Origin of the sequence: Marinobacterium jannaschii DSM 6295, assembly GCF_000620085.1 — a bacterium.
Taxonomy (GTDB): domain Bacteria; phylum Pseudomonadota; class Gammaproteobacteria; order Pseudomonadales; family Balneatricaceae; genus Pontibacterium; species Pontibacterium jannaschii.
Map to the genome: position 1 here is coordinate 102211 of NZ_JHVJ01000018.1, position 20792 is coordinate 123002.

At 56.2% G+C, this 20792-nt stretch carries 16 protein-coding genes and 1 riboswitch; of the genes, 9 read left to right on the forward strand and 7 right to left on the reverse strand.

The window, feature by feature from the left end:
* Positions 1–13: 13 nt before the first annotated feature.
* Both ptsP and Q354_RS27385 read right to left on the reverse strand, forming a co-directional pair.
* Complete coding sequence (ptsP, locus tag Q354_RS0110780; protein WP_027857609.1) at positions 14–2293, reverse strand: phosphoenolpyruvate--protein phosphotransferase; 2280 nt, start codon at positions 2291–2293, stop codon at positions 14–16.
* Positions 2294–2446: 153 nt separating this feature from the next.
* Positions 2447–6199: an EAL domain-containing protein gene (locus Q354_RS27385; RefSeq protein WP_051560058.1), complete on the reverse strand. Its 3753-nt coding sequence runs from the start codon at positions 6197–6199 to the stop codon at positions 2447–2449.
* Positions 6200–6303: 104 nt separating this feature from the next.
* Here Q354_RS27385 and Q354_RS0110795 point away from each other — a divergent pair, with 104 nt between their 5' ends.
* From Q354_RS0110795 to Q354_RS0110810, 4 genes are all read left to right on the forward strand, one after another.
* Entirely contained in the window at positions 6304–7044 is a 741-nt protein-coding gene (locus Q354_RS0110795) for a helix-turn-helix domain-containing protein (RefSeq protein WP_027857610.1), read from the forward strand.
* A 101-nt stretch (positions 7045–7145) separates the two neighbouring features.
* Positions 7146–8045: an aromatic amino acid exporter YddG gene (gene yddG, locus Q354_RS25435; protein WP_036229435.1), complete on the forward strand. Its 900-nt coding sequence runs from the start codon at positions 7146–7148 to the stop codon at positions 8043–8045.
* Between the two features lie 145 nt (positions 8046–8190).
* Positions 8191–9711, forward strand: a complete 1521-nt coding sequence (exaC, locus tag Q354_RS0110805; protein WP_027857611.1) for an acetaldehyde dehydrogenase ExaC — start codon at positions 8191–8193, stop codon at positions 9709–9711.
* A gap of 222 nt (positions 9712–9933) precedes the next feature.
* Positions 9934–10629, forward strand: a complete 696-nt coding sequence (locus tag Q354_RS0110810) for a TorF family putative porin (protein WP_027857612.1) — start codon at positions 9934–9936, stop codon at positions 10627–10629.
* Positions 10630–10654: 25 nt separating this feature from the next.
* Here the strand turns inward: Q354_RS0110810 and Q354_RS0110815 are convergent, their stop codons facing one another.
* On the reverse strand, positions 10655–11464 hold the full coding sequence (locus Q354_RS0110815) for a response regulator (protein ID WP_245601028.1): 810 nt from the start codon (positions 11462–11464) through the stop codon (positions 10655–10657).
* Between the two features lie 169 nt (positions 11465–11633).
* Here Q354_RS0110815 and Q354_RS0110820 point away from each other — a divergent pair, with 169 nt between their 5' ends.
* Together Q354_RS0110820 and Q354_RS0110825 are read left to right on the forward strand one after the other, a co-directional pair.
* Entirely contained in the window at positions 11634–12497 is an 864-nt protein-coding gene (locus Q354_RS0110820; protein WP_027857614.1) for a TraB/GumN family protein, read from the forward strand.
* Positions 12498–12538: 41 nt separating this feature from the next.
* The gene (locus tag Q354_RS0110825) at positions 12539–13048 is read left to right on the forward strand and encodes a Rho GTPase-activating protein (protein ID WP_156948295.1); all 510 of its coding nucleotides are present in this window, start codon (positions 12539–12541) and stop codon (positions 13046–13048) included.
* 23 nt (positions 13049–13071) lie between these two features.
* Here the strand turns inward: Q354_RS0110825 and Q354_RS0110830 are convergent, their stop codons facing one another.
* From Q354_RS0110830 to Q354_RS0110855, 4 genes are all read right to left on the reverse strand, one after another.
* Positions 13072–13410, reverse strand: a complete 339-nt coding sequence (locus Q354_RS0110830; protein ID WP_027857616.1) for a hypothetical protein — start codon at positions 13408–13410, stop codon at positions 13072–13074.
* A gap of 38 nt (positions 13411–13448) precedes the next feature.
* Positions 13449–13563: riboswitch (SAM-I-IV-variant riboswitch) on the reverse strand.
* A gap of 197 nt (positions 13564–13760) precedes the next feature.
* Positions 13761–14738 carry a lipoyl synthase gene (lipA, locus tag Q354_RS0110835; protein ID WP_027857617.1) on the reverse strand — a complete coding sequence of 326 codons (978 nt, stop codon included), beginning with the start codon at positions 14736–14738 and terminating at the stop codon, positions 13761–13763.
* 146 nt (positions 14739–14884) lie between these two features.
* Positions 14885–16012: a glycine cleavage system aminomethyltransferase GcvT gene (gene gcvT, locus Q354_RS0110845; protein ID WP_027857618.1), complete on the reverse strand. Its 1128-nt coding sequence runs from the start codon at positions 16010–16012 to the stop codon at positions 14885–14887.
* Positions 16013–16454: 442 nt separating this feature from the next.
* Complete coding sequence (locus Q354_RS0110855) at positions 16455–17090, reverse strand: helix-turn-helix domain-containing protein (protein ID WP_027857620.1); 636 nt, start codon at positions 17088–17090, stop codon at positions 16455–16457.
* Positions 17091–17384: 294 nt separating this feature from the next.
* Here Q354_RS0110855 and Q354_RS0110860 point away from each other — a divergent pair, with 294 nt between their 5' ends.
* The 3 genes from Q354_RS0110860 to gcvH all read left to right on the forward strand — a co-directional run bounded on the left by Q354_RS0110860 (position 17385) and on the right by gcvH (position 20631).
* Positions 17385–18773: an L-serine ammonia-lyase gene (locus Q354_RS0110860; protein WP_027857621.1), complete on the forward strand. Its 1389-nt coding sequence runs from the start codon at positions 17385–17387 to the stop codon at positions 18771–18773.
* 61 nt (positions 18774–18834) lie between these two features.
* Positions 18835–20130 carry a serine hydroxymethyltransferase gene (gene glyA / locus Q354_RS0110865; protein WP_027857622.1) on the forward strand — a complete coding sequence of 432 codons (1296 nt, stop codon included), beginning with the start codon at positions 18835–18837 and terminating at the stop codon, positions 20128–20130.
* Between the two features lie 108 nt (positions 20131–20238).
* Positions 20239–20631 (forward strand): glycine cleavage system protein GcvH, encoded by a 393-nt coding sequence (gcvH, locus tag Q354_RS0110870; protein WP_027857623.1) that lies wholly within the window; start codon positions 20239–20241, stop codon positions 20629–20631.
* Positions 20632–20792: the final 161 nt, after the last annotated feature.

Here is a 20792-nt window from a genome sequence, read left to right on the forward strand (position 1 = left end):
TATGCCGCAGCGATCAGTGGCTATTGGTCGGGCCGGTAAGCTTATCCAGTCCGAGTTTGCACAGCTCTTCACGCAGCAAGGCCCTGATATCCGCTTCACTGCTCATCATGCTGGCATCGCGATACAGCTTCTGGGCCAGTTCGCGGGAGACGCAGCGGATCAGCCATTTGATCTTGGGAATATTGTAGGCGCTGAGGCTGAGCGTATCGAAGCCCATGCCCAGCAACAGGATTACCGCGGCAGGATCAGAGGCCATCTCGCCACAGAGTGATACCGGCAGGTTGGCATCGCGGCAATGCTGCAGAATCAGCTCCAGTGCTGACAGCATGGCCGGATTCAGGTTGTCGAACAGTGGCGACACCCGGGGATTGTTGCGGTCCACCGCCAGCAGGTACTGGGTCAGGTCATTGGAGCCGATCGAGACGAAGTCCACATATTGCGCCATTTTCGGCAGCAGCAGAATGGTTGAAGGAACCTCCACCATCATGCCGATCTGCGGGCGCTTAATCTCATACCCTTCAGCCAGCAGCTCCTCCCAGGTGCTGTCTGCAATGCGGTGGAAAGCTTCCAGTTCATCGATCCGGCCGACCATCGGGATCATCAGCTGCAGGTTATCGCTGCCTTCAGAGGCGCGCATCATGGCGCGAAGCTGGGTCACCAGCAGGGCGGTGTTGTCCAGCATAAAGCGGATGCCGCGCCAGCCCAGGTAGGGGTTATCTTCCTTTATCTCGAAGTAGGGCAGTTCCTTGTCACCGCCGATATCCAGCGTTCGCATCGATACCGGCATCGGCGCATAGGCCCCCAGTACCTGGCGGTACACCTGATACTGCTCCTCTTCGGTAGGGAAGTTATCGTGCACCATAAACGGGATCTCGGAACGGTATAAGCCAACCCCTTCGGCGCCGTTACGCAGCCCCGGCGTGACATCGGCCAGCAGGCCGGTATTGGCCAGCAGCCGGACCCGGTAACCGTCGCAGGTTTCTGCGGGTGAGTCGCGCAGTGCCATCAGCTCCTGGGAGAAGTCGGTATCGGCCGCCTGGATGCGTCGGAACTCTTCAATCAGGGCCTCTGAAGGCCAGGTGATACATTCTCCCCGGTAGCCATCGACAATCACAAACTCACCATCGTAGTCAGCCAGTTTCAGGTCGCTGACGCCCATGACCGACGGGATACCCAGTGCGTTGGCAACAATCGCGGTATGAGAGAGCGAGGACCCGCCGGTACAGATAATCCCTTTTACCGTACCTGCCGGATACGCCGACAGATCAGTGATACTGATCAGCGCCCCGGCGAGGATAATCTCTTCGTGGTGGCTTTCATCAATATCCGGTTTGGCCTGCATCAGGCGCAGCAGCTTGGAGGCGATATTGAGTATATCTTCGCTGCGGGCACGCATATAAGGATCATCGGCTGCTTCAAATACCGCAGACAGTGACAGTGCCGTCTCTTTCAGCGCCCAGGCGGCATGACAGCCTTCCTTGATATGCTGCTCGACTGAGTGAATCAGCTCAGGGCTGTCCAGCATCATGCTGTAGACCGAGAACAGGCTGGATACCTCACTGTTGCCATCGCCGGACAGGCGACTGGCTCCGACACTGAGATCGTTACGCAGCTGATCGACCGCATTGTGAAAGTGCTCGATCTCGCATTCGGCGCTCTTTTTCTTCCAGGGCCCCGGCTTGACCCGGTCCAGCGATACCTGGGAACCCACCAGTTTCAGGTAGCCGCAGCCGATACCGGTGGAGCTTTTGATGCCCTGGTGTTTACGGTACTGGGGCTGGATCGATTGTGGACGCCAGTCCTCTGAACGCTGAATATTGCGCAGTGTGGCCGCCAGCTGGGCGGCAACGGTGACCATAAAGGCTTCCACATCCTGTGCAAACGGCTGGTTATCGGTGCCCTGAATGACCAATACCCCAACCAGGTTGCGCAGGTGGATCAGGGGTACCCCGAGAAACTGATGGTATGGTTCCTCGTGAGTTTCCGGAATATAGACAAACTTGTCGTGGGTGGGGGCGTCGGCGATATTCAGTGGGTGGGTACTGTGAGCGATGGTACCGACCAGACCCTCTTTCAGGCAGAGTGAAACCTGCCCGACTGAGGCTTCTGCCAGGCCGGCAGAGGCTGCCAGTACCAGCTGGTCGTCCGCTTCGGAGCGCAGATAGAGGCTGCAGACGGGAACATTAAAAAGGTTACCCAGCCGTACCACGATGGTTTGCATGGCTTCCACGGCATTGGGTGCACGAGAGATCTCCTGAACCAATGAGGTCAATGTCGCGAGAGAGTGCAGCATCTCTATACTCCGTTTAATTTAGCATCCGACTATTGATGGTCGCACAGGCTCCCTGAAGGCGCAAACCGAGCGCTGCGGTGCTATCGCCTCAGGGGCTTTTCCGGCCTCCTGGCGACGGCTGGCAGGGTAATCGCAGCCGCTGTCGATACGATTTCAGTGCGCGGTTGTCACCCTGTCAGGCTGCCGTGCTGCATCCGGTTCGGCCAGCTGAGACATCAGCTCAGCGAGCGGTGCCGGACGCGCATAGTAATAGCCCTGCGCCAGGTTGCAGCCGTGCTGCAACAGGAACTGTGACTGCAGCTGATTCTCCACCCCTTCGGCAATGACCTTCATATTCAGGCTCTGGCCAAGGGCAATCACGGCCCGGGTGATCGCTTCGTCATCCTTGTCGTCAGGAATATCGCGGACAAAGGAGCGGTCGATCTTCAGTTCATCAATCGGCAGCTGCTTGAGGTGTCCCAGTGAGGTGCTGCCGGTTCCGAAATCATCGATGGCCAGGGTGATACCCACCGCCTTGAGGGCATTCAATACCGGTGCAAACTGCTTTGGCGTGCCGGTAATGGCATTCTCGGTAATCTCCAGCTGCAGGTCGGCAGGCCGGCAACCGGTATCGGCAATAATACGTTTCACCTGCTCGACAAAATCAGCCTTGCGCAGCTGGTGACCGGAAATATTGACGGCCATGCGTAACGGGACCTTCTGGCCCTGATTTATTCTGACAATATCGCGGCAGGCGGTTTCCAGTACCCATTCGCCCATCGACAATATCAGGCCGGTGTCCTCTGCGATGGGCAGGAAGGTATCGGGGGTGAGTAACCCAAGCTGGGGGTGCTGCCAGCGCAGCAACGCTTCCAGTCCGAAAACCGTCCCCCGGGCCGGATCGCCCTGGCTCATATCGACCTGCGGCTGGTAGACCAGCTGCAGCTCCTGTTTCTCCAGCGCCCGGCGCAGATAGGACTCCAGCGATACCCGGTTCATAGCCTCTTCTGTCATCGAGGCCTGATAGAAGCGGTAGCAGTCGCGTCCCGCTTCCTTGGCGTCATACATGGCGGAATCCGCGTTTCGCATCAGCTCGCTGGTGGTGCAGCCGTCATCCGGATAAAGGCTGATACCGATACTGGCGCCGAGGAACAGGTTTTGCCCCTGGTAATGAAACGGCTCGTTCAGTGAGTTCAGAATTTTCGTGGCGACCTTGGCACTGTCTTCACTGGCCTTAAGCTCTTCAATAATCGCGGTAAACTCATCGCCACCAAGGCGCGCTACGCTATCTTCGCCACGAAGGCAAAGTTGCAGTCGGCGCGCGGCTTCCTGCAGTACCAGGTCGCCAACGTTATGACCGAGGCTGTCGTTGATCTGCTTAAAGCGGTCCAGGTCAATAAACAACAGCGCCAGTTTCGAGTCCGTGCGCATAGCCCGTTGCAGGGCACACTCCATGCGGTCCTGAAACATCAACCGGTTCGGCAGGCCGGTAAGCGTGTCGCGGCGGGCCAGGAAATCCAGGTGTTGCTGGTTTTCCTGCAACTGCTCCAGCGCTGCCAGGTGTTCGGTGATATCGCGGGATGATTTGATGATGTAATCGATCTTTCCCTCCGCGTTAAAGCAGGGCGTGGCGATCAGCTCGACATTGCGGACATCACCGTCCGGCAGGGTTTCATCGATCACCGTTTTGCAGGCCTTACCGCTGCGGATCACCTGATCGATGGTTTTGATCTGCTCGGTTTCGCGGGCCTTGCGGTTCAGCTGACCGTTATCGGATTGCACCAGCAGTTCGGCATGACGCTCGTTGGCGGCCCGGTTGGTGAGTAATACCTGATACTCCGGATCGACCACCATAATCGGATCGGAGACGCCGTCTACCACGGTTTGCAGGAAATTCTGCTTATCTTCTATCGCCTGGTTGGTGCGCTTGCGCTCATCGATATCCTGAATCATCGAAACGATGGAGGTCAGCTGCTGGCGTTCATCATAGATCCCCGACAGGGTCAGGTTAGCCCAGAACACCGAGCCGTCGCGGCGAACGTAGCGTTTTTCCAGTGAGGTCGAGCGCAACTCGCCACGAATCATCTGCTGCAGCAGCGCGAGGTTGGCCTGCTTATCGTCCGGATAGGTGATATCACGAAAGTGCTTTCCGATCAGTTCCGCTACGGAATAGCCCATCAGCCGGGCAAAGAGGGGGTTCAGCTCCTGCAGAATACCTTCCGGAGACACTTCTGCTACACCCAGCGGGGCGTTATTAAAGATTGAGCCAAAGCGTGCCTCGCTGCGTCTCAGGGCCTGTAAGACGCGCAACCGGTCTATCGCCAGCCCCGCCAGCCGGGCCAGCGATTCTATCAGGCTGATTTCGGGCAGTGTCGGGCGTTTTGGCCGCTGGTAGTACATGGCGAAGGTACCCAGCACTTCACAGTTGCTGCTGAGTATCGGTTGCGACCAACAGGCCCTCAGGCCGACGCTGAGCGCCGGCGTGCGGAAATCGACCCATTTTGAGTCGGTGGCTATATCCTCGACGATTACCCGCTTCTTCAGTGCTGCAGACGTGCCGCAGGAGCCGGCCTGCGGCCCGATCTCCAAACCCTCAATGGTTTCGGTGTAGCTGGCCGGCAGGTTGGGGGAGGCGCCGTTAAACAGCTGGCTGCCGCGCAGTAGCAGCAGTGAGGCGCGCATCTCCGGTTGCAGCGTTTCTGCCAGCAGCGCCACCTCATTCAGGATCGCCTTCAGATCCATGTTGTCGCTCAGCGTCATCTCCAGAATCCGCTGCTGGCCAGATTGCAGCAGTTCATTCTGTTTCCGGTCGGTGACGTCATGGATGATGGAGTAGAGCAGTTGCCGGTTATCGATCTGAATCGGGCTGGAATGCACCTCTACATCGCGGATCTCGCCACTGGCGGTGTAGTGCTTAAAGAAAAAGTACTCCCGGCGTTCAGCCTGGGCTGCTGCCATCTCCTGTTTGACTTCGGTTGCGGAGAGGCTGTTGATATCCCAGATGCGGATCTGCTGAAGTTCGCTGCGAGACCAGCCATAGAACAGTGAGGCCGCTTCGTTGGCGTCGATTATAAGCCCGGTGACCGGGTCGATAATCATCTCAACCGAGCGACTCTTCTCAAACAGGTGGCGAAAACGCTCCTCACTCTCTTTCAGCTTTTGCGCGGAGTTCTGGTAGTCAGTAATATCCGTGCCCTGAGGCAGCAGATAGATCACCTTACCGGTCTGATCATGGATGGGGGAGATGCTGAAGTTGATCGATCTCTCTGCCCCGTCCGGCGTCAGGTGGCTGGCAGTCATATAGACCGATTCACCCTGCGCGGCGCGACCGATTGCCTCTTTAAGCTGTTGCTGCTGGGGTTTATTGTGCGCCCACCAGGGGGTATCCCAGAAGTACCGGCCTATCACCGTGGCGATCGGGCTTCGGATCAGTTCCAGCGCCGTGCTGTTTGCGCCGAGTAAGATCCCCTCCGGTGACAGCAGCCCCCCCAGGTTGCCAATCTGCTCCTGTGGTTGCAGTGACCGGAAAGGATGCGAGGCCTCTGTGTTGAGGCTGTTGTGGTAGGCACGGACAAGCTGGTGGCGGTTGCAGAGGCCCAGTACGCCATCGTCATCGGCAACCACCAGATGCCTTATATGGCGCTCTTCCAGCAGGCTCAGGGCGTCGGAAATGCTGGTGTCGGGTGTTACGGTTTCTACCGGGGCGCTCATAATCTGTCCGGCAGTAATGCGGTCGCATTCGCGCTGATGCAGGGCCGGAAGGATATTTGTCTCGGTAATGATGCCGACCAGATCGCCTTGCTCGACCACCAATAAGGCCTTAACCTCAACATCACACAGCAGGCGCGCTGCGTCAGCAACAAGGGTATCTCGCTGAATCTGATGCAGTACCTTGTCCATAATGCTGACAATGGTGTCCTGGAACATACAGTAAGGCCTTTGAATTGATGATCGACCGGTCATCTTACCTGAAAAAAACAGTGGCTGGGATACGCCCTTTTCGCCAACATACTGTGGCAGTGAATCCGGCAATGAATGCAGAAAAATCAATACTTAACCAACGCAGTTATCGGCATGAGCACTGCAGTCACCAGCACAGCTACCATCAGCTGGTACTGCCCCTGCATGGCGGGTTAGTGATGCAGATTGCCGGGCGGGAGAACCGGGTCGAGCAGTCGCGGGCTGCCGTGGTTGCCGCCGGGGAAACACACAGCTTTGAAGCGTTGGGAGAGAATGCGTTTCTGGTCGCGGATATGCCTGTAGAAATGAGCCCGCAGCTGGCCAGCCTGCCGGCCTTTCTGGATCTGGATGAGACCTTAATGCAGTACGTGCGCTTTATCCGGCGGCAACTGCAGACCGACCAGCAGAGTCCGCTGATACAACGCCAGATTCTGGTTTTGCTGGTTGAGATGCTGTGCCAGCGTTTTGCCGCGGTCCGGCCGGATCAGCGCGTTTTCCAGGCCCGCAGTTTTATCGAACGTCACTTTGCCGCCACGCTGTCGCTGGATGAACTGGCCCGGCAGGTAAACCTGAGTCCGCGCCAACTGACCGGGCTGTTCCGTCAGCAGCTGAATACATCGCCCGGACAATACCAGCTGCAGTTGCGTATGGAGCAGGCTCAGCGGCTGCTCCGCCAGGGGCAGATGAGCGTGCAGCAGGTCGCCGAACAGGTGGGCTACGCCAGCCTGTCTGCATTCAGTGACCGCTATCGGCGGTTTTATGGATGCTCTCCCCGTGAGGAGAGGTCGAAGCCGGGTCTGAAAAAAGGCTAGAACTTCGCCGGATCGGCAAACTATTCCACCGGATCGGCAAAGATACGGCGCTCGGCTGCCATTAGAATAGTTGCATTCATCAAGACAGTTCAGGTGTCATCATGCAACTCAGATCCCTTGCTAACCTGGCCGGAATGGTCTCCATCTTTTTATGGGGCGCGCTGGCGCTCTTCACCCGTGAAACCGAGGGTATGATTCCGCCGTTCCAGCTGCTGGCGATGACCTTCTCTCTGGCCTTCCTGCTGATGGCGCTGCGCTGGTGGTGGCGCGGAGAAACAGGCCTGCGCTATCTGCGCCAGCCCCGCCTGGCCTGGGTACTGGGGGTGGGCGGCTATTTCGGCTATCACTTCTGTTATTTTCTGGCGATGCAGAAAGCCCCTGCGGTCGAGGTCAGCTTACTGGCCTACCTCTGGCCGCTGTTAATCGTATTATTTTCGGCCCTGCTGCCGGGAGAGCGGCTGGCGGCGGGCCATGTTATCGGTGCCCTGATCTCGCTGGCGGGATGCTGGCTGCTGCTGGGTGATGGCGAAGCCGGCTTCGACAGTCAGTACCTGCCGGGCTATCTGCTGGCGGGCAGCTGTGCGCTGATCTGGTCCGGCTATTCGGTCTCCGGTCGCTTTGTCCGCCAGGTACCGACGGATGCCGTTGGCTGGTTTTGCGCAGTGACGGCATTGCTGGGGCTGGGCTGCCATCTGCTGCTGGAGGAAACTTACTGGCCGCTGACCACGGGACAATGGCTGGCAGTGCTGGGCCTGGGACTCGGGCCGGTGGGGATCGCTTTCTTCACCTGGGATTACGCGGTCAAGCGCGGCGATCTGCAGTTGCTGGGCGTGCTCTCCTACGCGGCACCGCTGATATCAACCCTGCTGCTGTTGCTGGTCGGTCAGGCCGAGTCCAGTCTGTCTCTCTGGCTGGCCTGTGGCGCTATTGTCAGCGGGGCATTCATCGCCTCCAGGGCGCGGCGTCAGTCGCCATCGGACAGTGTGAAGGAGGCGGCTTAAACAGAGCTGGTTACTACCAAAGTACTGCCCGGACGGACCTAAGGGATCATACCGGCTGCTACGGCGCCTTACTAAGATCAATCTCAGTCATTTGAAAGACAGCACGCCGGCGATCCGGTGCATCAAATAATAAGAGGTTACAGAGATGATCTACGCTCAGCCAGGTTCCGAAGGTTCCGTTGTTTCTTTTAAATCCCGTTACGAAAACTATATTGGCGGCGAATGGGTCGCGCCGGTTAAAGGTGAGTATTTCCGCAATGTCAGCCCGGTGAACGGCGAAGCATTCTGCGAAATCCCACGCTCGACTGCCGAAGATATCGAACTGGCACTGGATGCTGCACACGCGGCTAAAGGCGCCTGGGCCAGCACTTCGGTGACTGAGCGTTCCAACCTGATGCTGAAGATTGCCGATCGCATCGAAGCCAACCTGGAAGCACTGGCCGTTGCAGAAACCTGGGATAACGGTAAAGCCGTACGTGAAACCCTGGCCGCTGACGTGCCGCTGTGTGTCGACCATTTCCGCTACTATGCGGGCTGCATCCGTGCCCAGGAAGGCTCTATCGGTGAGATCGACGAGAACACCGTGGCATACCACTTCCATGAACCGCTGGGTGTGGTCGGTCAGATCATCCCGTGGAACTTCCCGCTGCTGATGGCCGCCTGGAAACTGGCGCCGGCACTGGTGACCGGTAACTGCATCGTACTGAAACCAGCCGAGCAGACACCTGCCTCTATCCTTAAGCTGATCGAAGTAATCGGCGACCTGCTGCCTGCCGGCGTGCTGAACGTGGTCAACGGCTATGGTGCTGAAGCCGGTCAGGCGCTGGCAACCAGCAAGCGTATCGCTAAGATCGCCTTCACCGGATCTACTCCGGTCGGCTCCCATATCCTGAAATGTGCTGCTGAAAACATCATTCCATCAACGGTTGAGCTGGGCGGCAAGTCTCCGAATATCTACTTCGAAGATATCATGCAGCAGGAAGACGCCTTCATTAACAAGGCCGCTGAAGGTATGGTGCTGGCGTTCTTCAACCAGGGCGAAGTCTGCACCTGCCCATCCCGTGCACTGATTCAGGAGAGCATCTACGACGACTTCATCCAGCGTGTCGTCGAGCGTGCTCAGACCATCAAACGCGGTAACCCACTGGATACCGATACTCAGGTCGGAGCCCAGGCATCCCAGCAGCAGTTCGAAAAGATCATGTCCTACATGGATATCGGTCGCCAGGAAGGTGCTGAGTTCCTGCTCGGTGGCGGTGCTGAGAAACTGGAACCTGAATTTGGTAACGGTTACTACGTGCAGCCTACCCTGATGAAGGGTGATAACAGCATGCGCGTGTTCCAGGAGGAGATCTTCGGTCCTGTGGTTGCCGTGACAACCTTTAAAGACGAAGCGGAAGCGCTGGCGATCGCCAATGACACTGAGTTCGGACTGGGTGCCGGTGTCTGGACCCGCGATATGAACCGTGCCTACCGTATGGGGCGTGGTATCGAAGCGGGTCGTGTCTGGACTAACTGCTACCACCTGTATCCTGCGCATGCTGCTTTCGGTGGCTATAAGAAGTCCGGTGTTGGCCGTGAAACCCATAAGATGATGCTGGATCATTACCAGCAGACCAAGAATATGCTGGTGAGCTACGACGTTAATCCGCTGGGCTTCTTCTAACTCGCGCGCGTAAAGGCGCTGCGGCCAGCTGCGGCGCCGATGATTCTCTGAGGTTTCCTTGACCCCTTTGGGACGAGGTATCAGGTCAGTAATCTGATACCTCATCCCGTGTACTCCGTAGGGGATTCCCGTTAGGCCTGCTCTTTGAGCAGGCCTTTTTTGTGTCTATATCTCCGCTCTCCTACACTGACAACGATCGGACGAGGAGTGGGAGGAGAGCGGGTGATAAGTCGTTTCTGCGGCGAAGGCTATGGCGTACAACTGTCTGGCAGGGCCGCGGGTGCCGTTAGTGCTGCTATTGGATTGTTCGTATTGCTGGCACCGGCCAGCAGTGTTGCCTTGCCACTGGAGGCTGAATTGGCACTGACCAGCGATTACCGTTATCGCGCTCTCAGCCGCTCGGAAGATAAGCCTTCGCTGCAGCTGAACCTGAGTACGGAGTCAGTGTCGGGATACTACGCCGGCGCAGGCCTGGCTCAGATCCGTCAGGACAGCAGGCGGGGGGGCGAGCTGTTGCTTTATGCGGGTCGTTACTTTGAACGGCAGCCCTGGTATCTGGAGGTCGATCTGCGCCGGTATCAGTTTTCGCCGACACAGCTGCGAGACTACACAGAGGCAACCCTGTTATTAGGATTCGGTCCGCTGGCGCTGGACCTGGCCCTCAGTGACCGCTTTGCAGAGGGCGAGAAACAGAGTCGCTTTGCCCGGCTGAGTGTCGATTACGATCTTTCTGCAACTCTGGCAGTGGGGGCGGGCATCGGCTATCAGGGCTTTCGGCAGGGGGACGCATATCTGTTGGGAGAGCTGACGCTGAATACAATGGCCGCAGGGCTGGACTGGCAGCTGGGTTACAGCCAGAGCGAAGGGCGTCAGGCAGATGAACAGCGCCTGCAGTTAACCGTCAGCAGGCGTTTCTGATCAGAATATTGGTGTCGTTGACCGCTCAGCCGTCCAGCAGATTGGCCAGCAGGCGTTTAACGGTTTCCGGCTCGAAGGGTTTATCCGTCATGGCGTTGACCCCTGACTGCGCCACATTCGCCAGATGGGCATCGTTGGATTCGGAGGTCACCATCATCACCGGGATATGTGAGTGCAGGTTGGAGTTGCGAATAAACTCGGTCAGCTCTACACCATTCACTTCCGGCATGTTGTAGTCAGTTACCACCAGGTCGTAGTTATTCTCTTTCAGTAACTCGATCGCGATCGAGCCATCGGCGGCTTCGGTCAGGTTCTCTATCCCCAGGTTTCGCAGGACTCGCTGGATTACGTTGCGTGCCATGCGACTGTCGTCCACCACCAGTACCCGCAGTGACTGTACGTCATAGAGGTCCAGATCGATCTCATGCTGGGTCAGCATATCCAGTGTCGAATTGAGGGCCTTGCCGAGATGGGATCGGTCGAAAGGTTTAGGCAGTATGGCGACAACGCCGGACTGCTTAAAGATCTCCAGTTCGCTGCGCCGGGTCTCGCTGGACACCAGCATAAAAGGCAGGTCTTCCAGCTCAGGGTCGTTGCGCAGCGTATGCAGTAGTTCCTGCGCGTTGCCATCTTCATAGTGCAGGGAAGAGATCACCAGATCAGGCCGTACGCTGCGGATGCAATCCAGCGCCTGTTGCTTGTTCGATGCCTGATCGACGGCGGTCACATCTTCCTTCGCAAGTTGCTGGCTGATCACCTTGCGCTGCATTGCGGAGGGTTCTACCAGCAATATATTCAGTTCACAGGGGGATAGGCTGTCCATCATTGTTCTCATTCACGTTCCGGGTTGTTTCACAACATAGCTGAGTTTGCTGGAAATTCAAAACTTTCTGTAACACCTGCGTTACAGTTTTTTCGGAATTAGCGTTTTTTTAGCGGATTTTATGTACAGGTTATGGCTGTTTTCTATACTGAAGTAGAATATCAATCAGGAGCAATGTTTCATGATCAGAACACTCTTTGTGTTTTTGATGATGACTTTGCTCACCTCGCCCGTGGGGGCGGAAGGAGCGATATGGAAAATCAGTAATGGTGAGCAAGCCATCTATCTAGGCGGCACCGTTCATGTTCTGGCCGATGCAGACAGCCAGATTCCGGACATATACGACCGTGTCTACAACCAAACCGATAAGCTGGTGCTGGAAACAGATATTGGCTTTTTCCGAAACTTTCCCACCCGGGATTACCTTTCCAGACAACTGGCCCTGAGTCAGGGTAACCGACTCGATCTGCTGCTTTCCGCTCCCGTCTATAAAAAGCTGGTGAACTACTCCCGTCAGGCGGGTTACAGCCCCCATCACTTCCGTTATATCAAGCCCGCCGGGGTGATGTTGACGATGATTTCCGATGAGCTGAAACGCAAGGGGTTCTCAGATGAGGGGCCTGACTTTACCTTCTACGCCCGTGCTATCCGGGCAGGCAAGCCGGTGCAGGGGCTGGAAACGCCACACCGTCATGTGGATTACCTGCAGGCGATGGGGAAGGGCTGGGAAGATGCCTTCGTACTGCAGGCATTGAGTGATGTGACCCAGGTGTCTGAATCGATGCATAACATCATTGCGGCCTGGCGCCGGGGTGATGAAGCAGAGCTGGAACAGAAGGTGCTGGCCGAGATGAGAACGGTCTTGCCAAATATCTATCAGACGTTGATAGTAGAACGGAATCAGTATTGGTTGCCGCGTATTCACAGCCTGTTGCAGACCCCGGAGACAGAGCTGGTGCTGGTTGGTGTAGCCCATTTGGTCGGTGAAGACGGGTTACTAAGGTCATTGCGTGGCAGCGGATTTCAGGTCGAGCGCGTGGAGTAATCTCAGTACGTGTTTGAGGGGGGCTAAGTTGGAGTAACGGCTTGATAGGTACACGTCTTCTGTTTATGGGGCTTGAATCGATGCCCCAGGTGTCGGGCAGTGGCAGCGGGCGGGTTGTGGCTGCGGCCAATAACGCGATTCCACCGCTCTGGCTGCTGGCCTTTTCGGTGGATGATCTGCAGCTATTGCCTTTGGATGACGGACGCAGTTATCCGGTACTGATGACTGACAAGTCGCTGGCTGTACAGCGGCTGGAGCAGTTGCAGTTGTTGATGGCCAGCTTTATAGGTGACGATGGCCTGCGCCTGCTGCAGAGCTGGTTGCGTTATCTGCAGGGCCTGCCAGACCCGTTGTTCGCGATCGAAACCTATGAGTTGTGGATCACTATGGATGATCCGGAGCGGCTGGCGCAGCAGGTAAGCAATCAGCTGCGAACCCTGCAGTCGCTGGAGCAGCTGCCGCCGCCTGAGCGTCTGGAAAAACTGCAGCAGGCCGATCTTCATTTTGGTATTTCGGACCAGATCAGCCTCTGTGGTTACGGTTGGGGCTAACTTTGATCGCTGCCCCGACCCGTTCAGATGCCGCGTAGCGACTGCCGGGCTGCCCGGCTTAGCAGTCGCTCCAGGCGGGATTCGCAGGTCTCCGGTTTTACCGCCTCTTCCAGGCAGTGAAAACGCTGGTTACCCAGCGCATCGCGGTACTCGATATAGGTGAAAAGGGTTGGCTCGATCCGGCCGCGGCGGTCTTTGCGTTTGCCTTCGGCAAACCAGATGGTAAGCGGCCGCAGGCTGCTGTCGTGGCGGCGATGGTACTGCTTTGCGGTGATCTCTTTCAGCGCAGACAGGTCGATAGTGGCGGAATTAGCCGCTTCCAGGTCCTGTGACTGATATTCAAGTGTGTGTGCTTCAAACATGCGGTGCTCCCATAATTTTTATGAAAGCTGACGTGTGGGGTCTGCCTGATAGTTGTCGGTCATGACCACATCGCTACTGTTAGTGTCAGCAGCAACCACCTTGCCCAGGTTGGCAGGTTGGCGAGGACGTCAGCCCTGCTCTTGATGTTGTTAAAGATGCAGGCCACTCTAGCGACTTTAGGAACGTATCACAAGCAATAATTCTGGTTATGGGATAAAAATCCGGTATTTCGGATGAAGAGGCGTCAGGGGCCATCAAGCAGACAAATAAAAAGGCGACAGATCATCTGTCGCCTTTATCGGGCATCTACCTACAGGGTGCCCAGTGGCTATACCGGGCGAGGCGTTGCTCAGAGTTCTTTTGTCAGATCTTTCGCCAGGCTGTCTGTCACATCGTGACCGGAAGCCTGCAGGTCAGCATGGTAGGAAGAGCGGACCATCGGGCCACTGGCGACGTTTTCGAAGCCCAGCTCGTAACCGATCTCTTCGTACTCTTTGAATTCAGCCGGAGTCACATAGCGCTCTACGGCAAGGTGATGCTTGCTCGGCTGCAGGTACTGACCGATAGTCAGCATACCGGCACCGTGTGCGCGCAAATCTTTCATCACCTCGATAATCTCTTCCTTGGTCTCGCCAAGGCCGACCATCAGGCCGGATTTAGTCGTCACTTCCGGATGCTGCTCTTTGTACTTCTTCAGCAGATCCAGTGACCACTGGTAGTCGGCACCCGGACGCACGCTGTCATACAGGCGTGGTACGGTTTCCATGTTGTGGTTCAGTACGTCTGGCGCATCGCTGGCCAGGGCTTGCAGTGCCTTATCCATCTTGCCGCGGAAATCCGGTACCAGGATCTCAACTTTCAGGTCCTGGTTGAGGGCGCGGGCTTCTCGGACACATTCAGCAAAGTGGGCGGCACCGCCGTCACGCAGGTCGTCGCGGTCGACAGAGGTGATGACCACGTATTTCAGGTTCAGCTGACCGATGGTTTCGGCAACGTGCTTAGGCTCTTCCGGGTCCAGAGACATCGGCTTACCGTGAGCGACATCACAGAAAGGGCAGCGACGGGTACAGATCGCCCCCATGATCATAAAGGTGGCTGTACGTTTACTGAAACATTCCGCCAGGTTCGGGCAGGAGGCTTCTTCACAGACGGTATGCAGCTTTTTGCCGCGAAGCTGTTCTTTAACCTTCTTAACGTTGGCGTTGCTGCGAGGGTCGATACGGATCCATTCCGGTTTTCTCAGGCGTTTACGCTCAGGGTCTGGCTTATGGCGTAAGCGAGACATCTTGGATTCGCCCTTGAGTTCTTTCAGCGGAATCAGGTCCATCGGGTCACCTCTTGAATGGATCTTGGTATCTGTGGAAGGGAAAGCTATGTGCAGTTCGCTTTCCGGCAGGTGTATGATCCGGATATCGGCGCGCGGTGCAAGTTTTCCTGCACTTTTAGCGATATCCGGAGCGGGCTGGCGGTTGCTTAGCCGCGGTAGTAACGCTGCTCGATAAATGGCGCGCGGGAAACGGTCATTGGCAGTTTCTTGCCACGTACTTCAGCATAGACCACGGTTTCCAGCGGGCTGAAAGCGGTTTCAACGTAACCCATGGCTACCGGCGCACCGATAGTCGGGCCGAAAGTACCGCTGGTCACAACGCCGATCTTGTTGCCTTCGGCATCAAACAGTTCAGTGCCTTCACGCACCGGTGCACGACCTTCACCCAGCAGGCCGACACGCTTGCGGGTCCAGTCTTTGTTGGCGATCTGGCCAAGAATCTTTTCAGCACCTGGGAAGCCACCGGCACGCTCACCGTCGGCACGACGGCACTTGGAGATCGCCCAGATCAGGCTGCCTTCCAGTGGAGTGGTCGTGGTATCGATATCGTGACCGTACAGGCACAGGCCGGATTCCAGACGCAGGGAGTCGCGGGCTCCCAGGCCGATCGCTTCAATCTCTGGCTGTTCCAGGAACAGGCGGGTCAGGCGCTCAGTTTCAGATGCCGGGATAGAGATTTCGTAACCGTCTTCGCCGGTGTAACCGGAGCGGGATACGAAGCACTCTACGCCGTCGATTTCGATGATACGGGAATCCATGAATACCAGATCAGCAACGGCTGGCTGGATACGGGACAGGGCTTCAGCTGTTTTAGGACCCTGGATGGCGATCAGGGCGCGGTCGTCCAGCTCTTCCAGCTCGACACCTTCACCCAGGTTAGCGCGCATATGAGCGATATCCTGCTCTTTACATGCGGCGTTTACGACTACATAGATCCAGTCGCCGTAGTTGGTGACCATCAGGTCATCCATGATGCCGCCGTCTTCGTTTGTGAACAGGGCGTAGCGCTGTTTTCCAACCGGCAGGTCGATGATGTCAACCGGTACCAGTTTTTCCAGTGCGGCGGCAGCGTTGGCACCGGTCAGCTTAACCTGACCCATGTGAGAGACATCGAACAGGCCGGAAGCGTCGCGGGTATGCAGGTGTTCTTTCTTAACACCCAGCGGATACTGAACCGGCATATCGTAGCCAGCGAAAGGAACCATCTTGGCACCCAGTTCTACGTGCAGATCGTACAGTGGAGTTCTATTCAGTTCGCCTTGTGCCTGAGCCATACCAAACCTCGTTCTTTTATTTGTGATTCTTAAACAGGCTGTGAGCCAGGAGGAGAGTGGACACCGCTGAGAGGGTGAACCTGATCTTCCCGTCACATCATCGTGAAGCTGATAATGCATTAAAAAACTAAAGTTTCCAATAGGAAACAATTCATTTAAACAGGAAATTTTCTATCGGTGTTGACCGTCCGGTCGAAGATGAAAAGATATCCGGATGTCGCTCCGAACTATACGGCAAGGGCTGAAGGCCGCGGTTTACGGGACTCTGATCTCTGTGGCCGGATAAAAAATGCCGCCGTAGCGCAGGCTGGTCGGCGGCAGTTTCAGGAAGAAAAAGGAGTTTTCAGGATCTGTACGCTGACAGAGTCGGTACGGCTTGAAAGCTCCCTTGGAAAGTATAAGTGAGGATCGTGGCTCTGCAAGCACGGAATGTAATCGGGGATCAGGCGGTGACCCAGATCACCACGGCATCTTCCTCACTGGTGGACACCAGGGCATGCCCCATCTCGCAGTCATAATAGGCGGAGTCACCCGGGAACAGCTCGATCGGTTCATAAAACTCTGTATAGAAAAGTAATGACCCGCTCAGTACATAGAGGAATTCCTCGCCGTCGTGACGCACCCAATCGGTAAACTCATTAAAGGAGTGAGTGTGCACGGTGGTTTTGAACGGAATCATCTTCTTACTGGTCAGCTGGGTTGCCAGCAGCTCGTGCTCATAGGTGGGCGTCGGATGTGGCGTGCCTTCACCAGAGCGCGTGATATCACGGCGTCCACCCGCGGAACTCTTGCTTTTGGGCTGGCTGAACAGTTGCGGTATATCAATCCCCAGCCCCTGTACCAGCTTCGATACGGCACTAAAGGTAGGAGAGATCTGTTCATTCTCTATCTTAGACAGAGTAGAGCGGGCCAGGCCGGTCAGCTTGCTGGCTTCTTCCAGTGTCAGGTTTTGACTCAGGCGGATTTCACGCACGCGCTTACCCAGCTGCAGGGGTTCCAGCGTCGCGTCGCTATTGGCACTGCGTCCGATTTCCAGTTTGTCTTTTTCTTCTTTTAAGAAATGCGGTTCTTCAGACATTAAGGCCCTCCGTCTCCCCCGAGTTGATCAATTGGGGGTGTCTGTTTCCAAAAATGGTACACAAGCGGCGTTATCTTGGAAAGGAAACGATTTGGTCGTTGAGAGAGACTATAGAAACAAAAGTTTCCAATAGGAAATTTTTGTTGCGTGAGGGAAAGACAGTTGCTAGTCTGCATCCATCGGTTAATTGAATACTCGTTTTCTACCGAAATTCACGATAACTGCGACAACTAAGTTTCCTGATGCGGGGGATGTTGCAGTTTGGATAACAATAAAAAGCGGAGGCGTCAGAACATGCTATTAAGCATCTTTGACCTGTTCAAAGTTGGTATCGGTCCATCCAGTTCCCACACCGTTGGCCCTATGGTCGCGGCCAACCGTTTTCTGGCTGAGCTGAAGGCGAAGTCTCTGCTGTCACAGGTGGCGAGCGTTAAGGTCAACCTGTACGGCTCTCTGGCGATGACCGGTAAAGGTCACGCGACTGATATTGCTGTCCTGCTGGGTCTGCTGGGCGAAGCCCCCGATACGGTCGACCCGGATCGTGTAGAAGAGTACATAGAAAACATTAAGAACACCGGGCAGCTCGATCTGGCGCGGGAAAAGCAGGTGCCATTTAATATGGAAGAGCACCTGCCTTTTAACTTCGGCCAGTCGTTGCCAAAGCATCCTAACGGAATGCGCTTCCAGGTCTTTGACGCCGCCGGAATCATCCTTCACGACAATATCTTTTACTCCGTGGGCGGTGGTTTCGTACTGAGCGATGCAGAAACCGGTGAAGACGGCAAAGGCCATGCTGATTCAGTGGAACAGGAGATCCCATTCGAATTCAGTAACGGCGTCGAGCTGCTCGAAGTGGCGGAGAAAGCACAGCTGTCTGTTGCTGAAGTGGTGTTGCAGAATGACTACGTTCGCTTCGGTGAGCAGGCAACCCGCGACAAGGTGCTTTCTATCTGGCATGTGATGGACAACTGTATCCGCCGAGGCTGCGAACAGGAAGGTGTGCTGCCGGGCGGTCTGAACGTAAAACGCCGCGCCCGCAAGTTGCGTGATGAACTGGTCAACCGGCCGGAGCAGGCGCTGAAAGACCAGCTCACCGTGATGGACTGGATCAACCTGTTCGCCATGGCGGTGAATGAAGAAAACGCCGCCGGTGGCCGGGTGGTAACGGCGCCGACCAATGGTGCGGCAGGCGTGATCCCGGCGGTACTGGCTTATTATGATCGCTTTGTGCCGGGTTCCAATGAGGAGGGGATTGTCACCTTCCTCGCCACCGCCGCCGCCATCGGCATGCTGTACAAACATAACGCGTCTATCTCTGCTGCCGAAGTCGGTTGCCAGGGGGAGATTGGTGTGGCCTGTTCCATGGCCGCGGGTGCGCTCTGTGCGGTGCTGGGGGGTACCAACGAGCAGATCGAAAACGCAGCCGAGATCGGCATGGAACATAACCTGGGACTGACCTGCGATCCGATCGGCGGTCTGGTTCAGGTGCCTTGTATTGAACGTAACACTATGGGTGCGGTGAAAGCGATCAACGCTTCCCGCCTGGCGTTGCGAGGTGACGGCGAGCATAGCGTGTCACTGGATTCTGTTATCGAAACTATGCGCCAGACCGGCGTCGATATGCAGGATAAGTATAAGGAAACATCCACTGGCGGCCTGGCCGTGAATGTGGTGGCCTGCTGATTGCTTCGGTCAGCCGGTTATTCGAATTAACAGACAACAATAAACAGTAGAGACAGAGACCATGAGCAATCTGTACCAGAACAGTGAAAATGAACAGTTCTTCACCCAGGACCTGGCCACTGCTGATGCTGCGCTGATGAGCGCCGTCAACGATGAAGCCCATCGTCAGGAAGAGCAGATCGAACTGATCGCTTCTGAGAACATTGTTTCCAAAGCCGTAATGGAAGCGCAGGGCACTGTGCTGACCAACAAATACGCTGAAGGTTACTCCGGCCGTCGTTACTACGGTGGCTGTGAATACGTTGATGTGGCCGAAACCCTGGCGGTTGAGCGTGCTAAAGAGCTGTTCGGTGCTGAGTACGTAAACGTACAGCCACACTCCGGTGCACAGGCAAACGGTGCGGTGTTCATGGCGCTGCTGCAGCCTGGCGACACTATCCTGGGTATGTCCCTGGATGCGGGTGGTCACCTGACTCACGGTGCACGTCCTGCTCAGTCCGGTAAGTGGTTTAACGCTGTTCAGTATGGCGTGTCCAAAGAAACTCAGCTGATCGACTACGATGCGGTAGAAGCTCTGGCCGTAGAGTGCCAGCCGAAGCTGATCATCGCGGGTGGTTCGGCAATCCCACGTCAGATCGACTTCGCACGTTTCCGCGAAATCGCTGACAAAGTTGGCGCATACCTGATGGTTGACATGGCGCACATCGCCGGTCTGGTCGCGACGGGAGTTCATCCAAGCCCGCTGCCACACGCCCACGTTTGTACCACCACTACGCACAAAACACTGCGTGGTCCGCGTGGCGGTATGGTGCTGTCCAACGATCTGGATCTGGGCAAGAAAATCAACTCTGCCGTATTCCCGGGTCTGCAGGGTGGTCCACTGATGCACGTGATCGCGGGTAAGGCGGTAGCCTTCGGTGAAGCACTGCGTCCAGAGTTCAAAGGCTACATTGAGCGCGTGGTAGAGAACGCCAAAGTACTGGCTGAAACGCTGGTAGAGCGTGGCTGTGACATCGTTACCGGCGGTACTGACACTCACCTGATGCTGGTTGATCTGCGCCCTAAAGGTCTGAAAGGCAACGTGACTGAAGAAGCGCTGGAACGTGCAGGCATCACCTGTAACAAGAACGGCATCCCGTTCGATCCAGAGAAGCCAATGGTAACCTCCGGTATCCGTCTGGGTACGCCTGCCGGTACAACCCGTGGTTTCGGTGCTGACGAGTTCCGTCTGATCGGTAACCTGATCGGTGACGTGCTGGACGGCCTGGCGGCAAATCCTGAAGACAACGGCGCGGTTGAATCCGAAGTACGCGCTAAAGTTCAGGAACTGTGCAAACGCTTCCCGCTGTACGGCTAAGCTGATTTCTGACTTGTATTATTTCCGCGGTGGCGTTTCAATGCCGCCGCCATCAAACAAAATTTAGTATGACCTGAATGCAGGTCAGCAAGATAAAAAGGAAAGATCATGAGCAATGTACCTTCTAACCTGAAATACGCAGCGTCTCACGAGTGGGTTCTGGATAACGGCGACGGCACTGTGACTGTGGGTATCTCCGACCACGCACAGGAGCTGCTGGGCGACGTTGTGTTCGTCGAGCTGCCAGAAGTTGGCGCTGAAGTGACTAAAGGCGAAGAGTTCTCTCTGGTTGAATCCGTTAAGGCCGCATCTGACATCTACGCACCGGTCAGCGGTGAAGTAGTTGCTGTCAACGAAACACTGGAAGATGCGCCTGAAACTGTTAACGAAGAAGCGTTTGAAGGTGGCTGGATCGCTAAGATCAAGCTGTCTAACGCTGATGAGCTGGCCGAACTGCTGGATGCAGCAGCTTACGAAGCCAAAGTTGCCGAAGAGGGTTGATCGCCGGAGCGGAGCGGTTAATCGGCTTGCCGGCTGACTTTATCCGCACCGGTTTTGTCCCCTGATCAACTCTTTGATGCAGGCACGGGGTTGCTGTGCAGGGTAGTCCCGTTGCGCCTGCCACTGTCGATAAGACAGTGGCAGGCACCCTATATCAAGGC

Bases quoted from the DNA above. Each gene is read 5' to 3' on its own strand.
- exaC (WP_027857611.1), top strand. From the start codon at position 8,191: ATGATCTACGCTCAGCCAGGTTCCGAAGGTTCCGTTGTTTCTTTTAAA.
- Q354_RS0110815 (WP_245601028.1), bottom strand. From the start codon at position 11,464: ATGAGAACAATGATGGACAGCCTATCCCCCTGTGAACTGAATATATTG.
- Q354_RS0110830 (WP_027857616.1), bottom strand. From the start codon at position 13,410: ATGTTTGAAGCACACACACTTGAATATCAGTCACAGGACCTGGAAGCG.
- gcvH (WP_027857623.1), top strand. From the start codon at position 20,239: ATGAGCAATGTACCTTCTAACCTGAAATACGCAGCGTCTCACGAGTGG.
- ptsP (WP_027857609.1), bottom strand. From the start codon at position 2,293: ATGCTGCACTCTCTCGCGACATTGACCTCATTGGTTCAGGAGATCTCT.
- glyA (WP_027857622.1), top strand. From the start codon at position 18,835: ATGAGCAATCTGTACCAGAACAGTGAAAATGAACAGTTCTTCACCCAG.
- yddG (WP_036229435.1), top strand. From the start codon at position 7,146: ATGCAACTCAGATCCCTTGCTAACCTGGCCGGAATGGTCTCCATCTTT.
- Q354_RS0110860 (WP_027857621.1), top strand. From the start codon at position 17,385: ATGCTATTAAGCATCTTTGACCTGTTCAAAGTTGGTATCGGTCCATCC.
- gcvT (WP_027857618.1), bottom strand. From the start codon at position 16,012: ATGGCTCAGGCACAAGGCGAACTGAATAGAACTCCACTGTACGATCTG.
- Q354_RS0110820 (WP_027857614.1), top strand. From the start codon at position 11,634: ATGATCAGAACACTCTTTGTGTTTTTGATGATGACTTTGCTCACCTCG.
- Q354_RS0110795 (WP_027857610.1), top strand. From the start codon at position 6,304: ATGAATGCAGAAAAATCAATACTTAACCAACGCAGTTATCGGCATGAG.
- Q354_RS0110855 (WP_027857620.1), bottom strand. From the start codon at position 17,090: ATGTCTGAAGAACCGCATTTCTTAAAAGAAGAAAAAGACAAACTGGAA.
- Q354_RS27385 (WP_051560058.1), bottom strand. From the start codon at position 6,199: ATGTTCCAGGACACCATTGTCAGCATTATGGACAAGGTACTGCATCAG.
- lipA (WP_027857617.1), bottom strand. From the start codon at position 14,738: ATGGACCTGATTCCGCTGAAAGAACTCAAGGGCGAATCCAAGATGTCT.